This is a genomic window from Anaeromusa sp. (assembly GCF_028691475.1).
Classification (GTDB): domain Bacteria; phylum Bacillota; class Negativicutes; order Anaeromusales; family Anaeromusaceae; genus Anaeromusa.
The window spans coordinates 1-7,384 of the sequence record NZ_JAQUZF010000116.1; the positions used below are offsets into that span (position 1 = coordinate 1).

Consider the following 7,384-nt stretch of genomic DNA (forward strand, 5'->3'; position numbering starts at 1 on the left):
CCTGCAGGGCCGCCGCCAATAACAATGACGTCATACGTCGGAAAACATACTTCATTCATGGTTGTCCACCTCGCAAATTCCGGAGAGTTTGTCGTAGAACATATACGAATCAGCGCGTTCCTTGCGCACCTCGGTCACCGGAATATCCAGCTCCCTGGCGAGAATGGCCGTAACCCGAGGGCCGCAGAAGCCGCCCTGGCAGCGTCCCATACCGGCGCGGGTGCGGCGTTTGACGCCGTCCACAGTACGTGCGCCGCAAGGCGCTTTGATAGCCGCTATAATTTCCGCTTCGGTGATGACTTCACAGCGGCAAATCACACGGCCATATAGAGCGTCTTTGTTAATCAGCTCCGCCTGCTTGTCCCGGGGCAGTTTGTGGAAGACCACTTTTTTGGGCAGACGCGCTTTGAAGCTGGTTTTAGGATCAAGCTGTTCGCCGTTCTGGCGCAGCATTTCCACCAGCTCTTCCGCCACCGCCGGAGCCGCTGTTAAACCAGGCGACTGCATGCCCGCGGCATGAATCAAGCCAATGACCGATTCCGACGGTCCTAAAATAAAGTCTCCTGTGCTGGAAACGGCGCGCAAACCAGAGAACTGCGTAATGGACGCATGCATTGGCATCGCCGGCATCAGCTTCTTCGCCGAAGCAATGATTTCGTTTAAGCCGGTCAGCGTCGTGGCCTTATCTTCTTTGTCTTCCTGCCCTTGGGCGTTCGGGCCGATGAAGGTGTTGCCGTGGGTGGTAGTACATACCAAAATGCCCTTGGAAATCTTGCTGGGCGTCGGGAAGACTACGCCGTTAACGAGGTCTTTTTTGACCGATTTATCAAAGAAAATGTATTCCCCTTTCCGAGGGGTAATGGTGAAGCTGTCGTCACCAGCCATGCGGCTGACTGCGTCCGCATAAAGGCCGGCTGCATTGATGATCAGACGAGTTTCAATACGTCCCTGCGAAGTCAGCACCGCTTTGACGGCGCCATTTTCCGTCTCAATACCCTCCACAGCGCATTCGGTAAGAACCTTGGCGCCATTTTGCTCTGCGCATTGCGCAAAAGCGAGAGCCGCGCCAAAAGGCCAGCAAACACCTGCGGTAGGAGCCCAAAGAGCGCCTTCAACCGTGGGATTGAGGTTAGGTTCCCGTTCAAGAACTTCGTCGCGGCTGAGCATCATTAAGCCCGGCACGCCGTTTTCCTTGCCCCGTACCACCAGGTTTTTCACGGTTTCCATTTCTTCTTCATTGGTAGCCACGACCAGCGAGCCGGTCCATTTGATATCCAGGCCCAGTTCGTCCTCCAACTCATGATACAGCTGGTTACCGCGCACATTGGTGCGAGCCTTCAACGAGCCATGGGGCGCGTCAAAGCCGGCATGAAGAATCGCACTGTTCGCCTTGGTTGTACCGGTAGCCAAATCAGGCTCCTTCTCTACCAGCACCAGGTCCAGCTCATATTTGGACAATTCTCGAGCAATGGCTGTACCGACAATGCCGCCGCCAATGACAACGACGTCGGTTTTCAAAATGGTCTCCATAGATTTGCCTTCACTTCCTTCTTTTTATTTCCTGTAAAGAAAAACCGGACGAAAAAAAGAGAATAGCCATGAATACGCCACCAGCTTTGCAGCTGCCGACCTATTCTGGACATTCTCTTATTTCTCTGTCCGCTATGAAATTGGATGATCTTCGCCTACAGCGAAGAGTTTGAGAAAAAAATAACTATACATTGTTTTCTCACTTTTTATATTTTATATGTTTTATTTAAGCTCTGCAAGTAGTGAATCTCAGAAATGCTGTCAGAATTATTCCGGTTCCTGTTGTTGCTTCTATACATCATCATTTAACACAATCTCACAAAACATCTCTTCAGAAAGGACATAGCAAGTTTTTCTTAATACAAGACATATAATTTATATGCACATTTGGCAAAAATTTCATTTTACACTTTTCTTGCACATTTTGTATATTTTTGCTTGGTTTAAAAATAAAACAGCAAATATTGTAATTTTTTATCTACTTATATTTCTTTTGGTAGACATAACGCTATTTTCAAATCGTTCGTCTTGGTTTACAATATGAACTGTGGAAATTTTCGTATTATTCACTCTCGCTACATAGTCAGAAAAAGGACGACAGTGCCTGTTGCCTTTTGTCAGAAAATATAGTAGCATATAAATGGGCGTTAGGAGATCTGCTATGCAAGCTTATATCCTCACCCGAGGCAATTTACATACGGGACTAGAGATAAGGAGAAAAGTCCGCATTAGAACTCGTTTAACGATGAGTTCTCTGTTGACCTTTCTCTCTTTTTGTCTTTTTCTGATTACATAAAATGGAAATCATCGTTTTTTTCTCTTTACTTAATATTATTTAGCGCGCGCATACCTGAAATAGATTCCCGGACTTTTCTGTTTTGGCGTCTCTCTTAGTTCTCTGCAGAGTATCCAAGTATCCCTAGTTCTATCCAAAATTTATTTTCTACTAGAGAAAGGAGAAAAAAGTATGGACAACTTGTTGGGTGAATTTCTAGGTACCATGGTTTTATGCGCTTTTGGTTGCGGGGTAGTAGCAAGCACCTTGCTCACCGGCTCCAAAGGACAAAACGGCGGCTGGATCGTTATCACCGCTGGCTGGGGTTTTGCTGTTGTAATGGGGGTTTATACCGCTATTACCTGCGGTGCGCCGCAGGCCGATCTTAATCCTTCGGTAACCTTGGCTAAGTATTTCATGGGCATCTACACCAGCTTCGGTCATGTCCTCGCTACGATGTTGGCTGAACTCGCTGGCGGTTTTGTTGGTGGCGTTATCTGCTGGCTGGCATATCTCGGACACTGGGAAAAAACAGAGGACCAAGGCTTCAAATTGGGCATCTTCTGCACCGGTCCTGCTATCCGTAATACTACTAATAACTTCATCTGCGAAGTTATCGCTACGTTCTTCCTGATTTTCGGCATCTTCTGCATCTTCGGTAAAGGTGTTGGCGGCATGGCTCCCGGCATGGGACCCTATGTTGTCGGTATTCTCATCTGGGCATTGGGCATGAGCTTTGGCGGTCCTACCGGTTACGCCATGAACCTGGCTCGTGACCTCGGACCTCGTTTGGCTCACGCCGTTCTTCCAATCGCTGGTAAAGGCGGCTCCGACTGGGGTTATGCCTGGATTCCCTGCGTAGCTCCGCTCGTAGGCGCATCCATCGCGTACGTCTTCGGTCACGCAATTGGCATCATGTAATTTGCTCTCCTGATTCTTCGCGTGTTCTAAGGAGGCCGGTTTTAACCTGCCAGCCTCCTTCCATTTTAGGATTAATAACGTGTAAAAAGGAGTGTTGTCCGCATGTCGAAGTACATTCTGTCTCTTGACCAAGGTACAACCAGTTCCCGTGCTATTTTGTTTGACCATGAGTCCAACATTATCGCCGTCGCCCAAAAAGAGTTCCGCCAAATTTTCCCTAAACCGGCTTGGGTGGAGCACAACGCAGACGAAATCTGGGCCACCCAGATCGGCGTTGTCGCTGAAGTTATCGCCACTGCCGGCATTAATGCTTCGGACATTGCCGCGATCGGCATTACCAACCAACGTGAAACCACGGTGGTTTGGGACAAACACACCGGCAAACCCGTCTATAACGCCATTGTTTGGCAAAGCCGCCAGAGCATCGATATCTGCAACGATATCAAAGCCAAAGGCCTGGAACCCTTGTTCCGCAAAAAAACCGGCTTGGTTATGGACGCTTACTTCTCCGGCACCAAAGTAAAATGGATTTTGGACCATGTAGAAGGCGCCCGCGAACGTGCAGAAAAGGGCGATTTGCTGTTCGGCACTATCGACACTTGGCTGACTTGGAAATTGACCGGCGGCAAAGTACATGTTACCGACTATTCCAATGCTTCCCGTACTCTGATGTACAACATCCGCGAGCTGAAATGGGACGAAGAGCTCCTGGAAATCCTCACCGTTCCTAAATGCATGCTGCCGGAAGTACGTCCTTCCAGTGAAAAATACGGCATGACCGACGCTCAGATTTTCTTCGGCGCCGAAGTACCTGTCGCTGGTATCGCCGGCGACCAACAGGCTGCTCTTTTCGGTCAGACCTGCTTCAAACCAGGCACTGCCAAAAATACCTATGGCACCGGCTGCTTCATGCTCATGAACACCGGCGAAAAACTCTACAACTCCAACAACGGTCTGTTGACCACCATTGCTTGGGGCCTCGACGGCAAAGTGGAATACGCCTTGGAAGGCAGTATCTTCATCGCCGGCGCCGCCATCCAGTGGCTGCGCGACAGCTTGAAAATGGTTGAAACCGCATCGGACTCCGAATACTTTGCCAGCAAAGTAGAAGATTCCGAAGGCGTATACGTCGTACCGGCCTTTGCCGGTTTGGGCGCTCCTTACTGGGATATGAAAGCCCGCGGCGCTATCTTTGGTCTGACCCGTGGTTCGACCAAGAGCCATCTCATCCGCGCTACCTTGGACTCCCTGTGCTATCAAACCCGGGACGTTCTGAGCGCCATGGAAAGCGATTCCGGCATCAAATTGCAGGCTCTGAAGGTAGACGGCGGCGCTGTTGCCAATAACCTGCTGATGCAGTTCCAGGCCGACATTCTTGACGTGCCTGTTGACCGTCCGGAAATCACCGAAACCACCGCTCTGGGCGCTGCCTACCTGGCAGGTCTGGCAGTGGGCTACTGGGCAGGTAAAGAAGACCTGGTCAGCAGCTGGAAACTCAACCAGCGCTTCCAACCGGATATGCCTGCTGAAAAACGCGAAACCTACTACAAAGGCTGGCAGAAAGCGGTTCAGCGCTCCATGAACTGGGAAGACTAATCCCTTCAAAACAACAAAACGCCCCTCGGCTCAATCCACGGAGCCGAGGGGCGTTTTTGCTTTTGCCTTCTACTTGCCCATAGCCTCTTCGACCGCTACGGCCACCGCCACGCTAGCGCCGACCATGGGATTATTGCCCATGCCGATGAGGCCCATCATCTCCACATGCGCCGGTACGGAAGAGGACCCCGCAAACTGCGCATCTGAATGCATGCGTCCCATCGTGTCGGTCATGCCGTACGAAGCCGGTCCGGCCGCCATATTATCCGGGTGCAGCGTACGCCCGGTGCCGCCGCCGGAAGCCACGGAAAAATACCGTTTTCCCTGCTCCAGGCATTCCTTCTTGTACGTCCCGGCCACGGGATGCTGGAAACGGGTCGGATTGGTAGAATTGCCGGTAATGGAAATATCCACGCCCTCCAAGTGCATAATCGCGACGCCTTCCATAACGTCGTCCGCACCATAACAGCGCACCTTAGCCCGCTCGCTTTGGGAATAAGCTTTCTCCCGTACAATGTTCACCTTGCCTGCTGCGTAATCAAAGGCTGTCTGCACATACGTAAAACCGTTGACCCTAGAAATGATCAGCGCCGCATCTTTTCCCAAACCGTTCAAAATAACACGCAACGGCTCTTGGCGCACCTTGTTGGCGGAACGGGCAATCCCGATAGCGCCTTCTGCAGCGGCGAACGACTCATGTCCTGCCAGAAAAGCAAAGCACTTTGTTTCTTCCCGCAGCAGCATCGCTGCTAAACGTCCATGGCCCAAACCGACCTTACGGTTGTCCGCTACCGAACCGGGAATGCAAAAAGCCTGCAAGCCCTCGCCGATAATCTCAGCTGCATCCGCCGCCTTGGTACAGCCTTTTTGAATCGCCAGCGCCGCCCCCAGCGTATACGCCCAGCAGGCATTATCAAAGCAAATGGGTTGGATCCCTTTAACGATAGCTGCTACATCCAAACCCTTCTGCTGACAAATCTCCTGAGCCTGCTCTAACGACTGCAGCGATTCCTGCTGCAAAAATTGCTGTAATTTTGCTTCTCTGCGTTCAAAGCCTTCAAATTTCACCATCATGTACACCTCCCCTATTCGTGCCGCGGATCAAGATAACGAGCCGCTTCGCTATAACGTCCGTATTGACCGGTCGCTTTTTTCACTGCTTCATTGGCATCCAGACCTTTTTTAATCATTTCCATCATTTTGCCTAAATGCACAAATTGATAACCGATTACTTCCCCGTCTTCGTCAAGACCTAAGGACGTCACATACCCTTCCGCCAGCTCCAGATAGCGCGGCCCTTTCGCCTGGGTCCCGTACATGGTGCCAATCTGGCTCCGCAAGCCTTTGCCCAAGTCCTCCAGGCCAGCGCCTACAGGCAAGCCGCCTTCGGAAAATGCCGTCTGACTGCGGCCATAAACAATCTGCAAAAACAGCTCGCGCATGGCTGTATTAATAGCGTCGCAAACCAAATCCGTATTAAGGGCTTCTAAAATGGTCTTGCCCGGCAGAATTTCTGCAGCCATAGCCGCTGAATGGGTCATGCCGGAACAGCCAATGGTCTCCACCAAGGCCTCCTCAATGATGCCGTTTTTTACGTTGAGAGTCAGCTTGCAAGCTCCCTGCTGCGGCGCACACCAGCCCACGCCATGCGTCAGACCGCAAACATCCTTGACTTCCTTGACCTTCGTCCAGGCCCCCTCCTGAGGAATGGGCGCCGCGCCATGGTTGGCCCCCCGGGCCACACAGGTCATGCCTTGTACTTCTGCTGAATACTGCATTGAAACGCTCCTTTCTAGAACCTAAAGATTTATTTCGCTGTCTCTATTTTTTTCTTTTGAAAAGATATGGGTTGATCGCTATCGATACGCTGCAAAACCCATTTTTTATCCTGGTATTTCCAAAGCGCTGTCATTTTAGCAATACGGCTGCTGCTCTCTAAGAGTTCTTGCGTTGACAGCAGTTCCTGCGTGCCATCTCCGTCCTTATCCACCGCTTGCAGGGCAATTAAGGGCAACGAGTCCACCTGGATCCGGATTTTACTTTTCATTACGCCATCTTTATTGTAGACCTGTTCTTTGACATAACGCTCTTTCCCGGCTTGTACATCCAGGTAAAATTGAGCGCCGCTGGACTGCTCTGTTAATGCCCCTTGAAAATGGGGTATAAGAGTGCCCTTTATATCCAGCACCGGCTGATTTTCCGAAGTAAATAAGGGTTTAATCCCCTTCTCTCCCCAAGTAAACAGTTGAAAATCACGCACCCCTTTATTCGCCCCGGTTGCCACAGAAACCAAAATCTCCAGCGGGCTCTCACCGGTCACCTCTACCGTCTCCAAAATAACCTCATAGCCTGCATTACCCACTTTGGTTTTGCTGATTTTTTGCGTAGCCCCGTCTTTGATGCGCAGCTCCAGGTTCATGCGGAACTTGCTGTTTTCATATACAGAAGAGCCTAAAACCGTAACAGTCTCCTTTACGCCGTCTTGATTTAAGTCGACTTGCATCTCTTGCATCATTTCCGGCGCTCCCGGCGCCGCTGACGCCGACGCGCCTGTTAGAAGCA

At 50.8% G+C, this 7,384-nt stretch carries 6 protein-coding genes; 2 read left to right on the forward strand and 4 right to left on the reverse strand.

Annotated elements, in window-relative coordinates:
• Positions 1-51: 51 nt before the first annotated feature.
• Entirely contained in the window at positions 52-1,530 is a 1,479-nt protein-coding gene (locus PHF27_RS12175; RefSeq protein ID WP_300070451.1) for an NAD(P)/FAD-dependent oxidoreductase, read from the reverse strand.
• A gap of 967 nt (positions 1,531-2,497) precedes the next feature.
• On the opposite strand from PHF27_RS12175, the gene PHF27_RS12180 reads away from it, so the two are divergent.
• Both PHF27_RS12180 and glpK read left to right on the forward strand, forming a co-directional pair.
• The gene (locus tag PHF27_RS12180) at positions 2,498-3,226 is read left to right on the forward strand and encodes an MIP/aquaporin family protein (RefSeq protein ID WP_300070453.1); all 729 of its coding nucleotides are present in this window, start codon (positions 2,498-2,500) and stop codon (positions 3,224-3,226) included.
• A 102-nt stretch (positions 3,227-3,328) separates the two neighbouring features.
• Positions 3,329-4,822, forward strand: a complete 1,494-nt coding sequence (glpK, locus tag PHF27_RS12185) for a glycerol kinase GlpK (RefSeq protein ID WP_300070456.1) — start codon at positions 3,329-3,331, stop codon at positions 4,820-4,822.
• Positions 4,823-4,891: 69 nt separating this feature from the next.
• On the opposite strand, the gene PHF27_RS12190 is transcribed toward glpK, so the two are convergent.
• From PHF27_RS12190 to PHF27_RS12200, 3 genes are all read right to left on the reverse strand, one after another.
• A complete protein-coding gene (locus PHF27_RS12190) occupies positions 4,892-5,893 on the reverse strand; it encodes a GGGtGRT protein (protein WP_300070465.1) in 1,002 nt (333 codons plus the stop codon).
• A 14-nt stretch (positions 5,894-5,907) separates the two neighbouring features.
• Positions 5,908-6,600 (reverse strand): iron-sulfur cluster assembly scaffold protein, encoded by a 693-nt coding sequence (locus tag PHF27_RS12195; RefSeq protein ID WP_300070459.1) that lies wholly within the window; start codon positions 6,598-6,600, stop codon positions 5,908-5,910.
• 29 nt (positions 6,601-6,629) lie between these two features.
• A partial coding sequence (locus PHF27_RS12200) for a hypothetical protein (RefSeq protein WP_300070462.1) occupies positions 6,630-7,384 on the reverse strand: 755 nt, incomplete at its 5' end.

Bases quoted from the DNA above. Each gene is read 5' to 3' on its own strand.
- PHF27_RS12175 (WP_300070451.1), bottom strand. From the start codon at position 1,530: ATGGAGACCATTTTGAAAACCGACGTCGTTGTCATTGGCGGCGGCATT.
- PHF27_RS12180 (WP_300070453.1), top strand. From the start codon at position 2,498: ATGGACAACTTGTTGGGTGAATTTCTAGGTACCATGGTTTTATGCGCT.
- glpK (WP_300070456.1), top strand. From the start codon at position 3,329: ATGTCGAAGTACATTCTGTCTCTTGACCAAGGTACAACCAGTTCCCGT.
- PHF27_RS12190 (WP_300070465.1), bottom strand. From the start codon at position 5,893: ATGGTGAAATTTGAAGGCTTTGAACGCAGAGAAGCAAAATTACAGCAA.
- PHF27_RS12195 (WP_300070459.1), bottom strand. From the start codon at position 6,600: ATGCAGTATTCAGCAGAAGTACAAGGCATGACCTGTGTGGCCCGGGGG.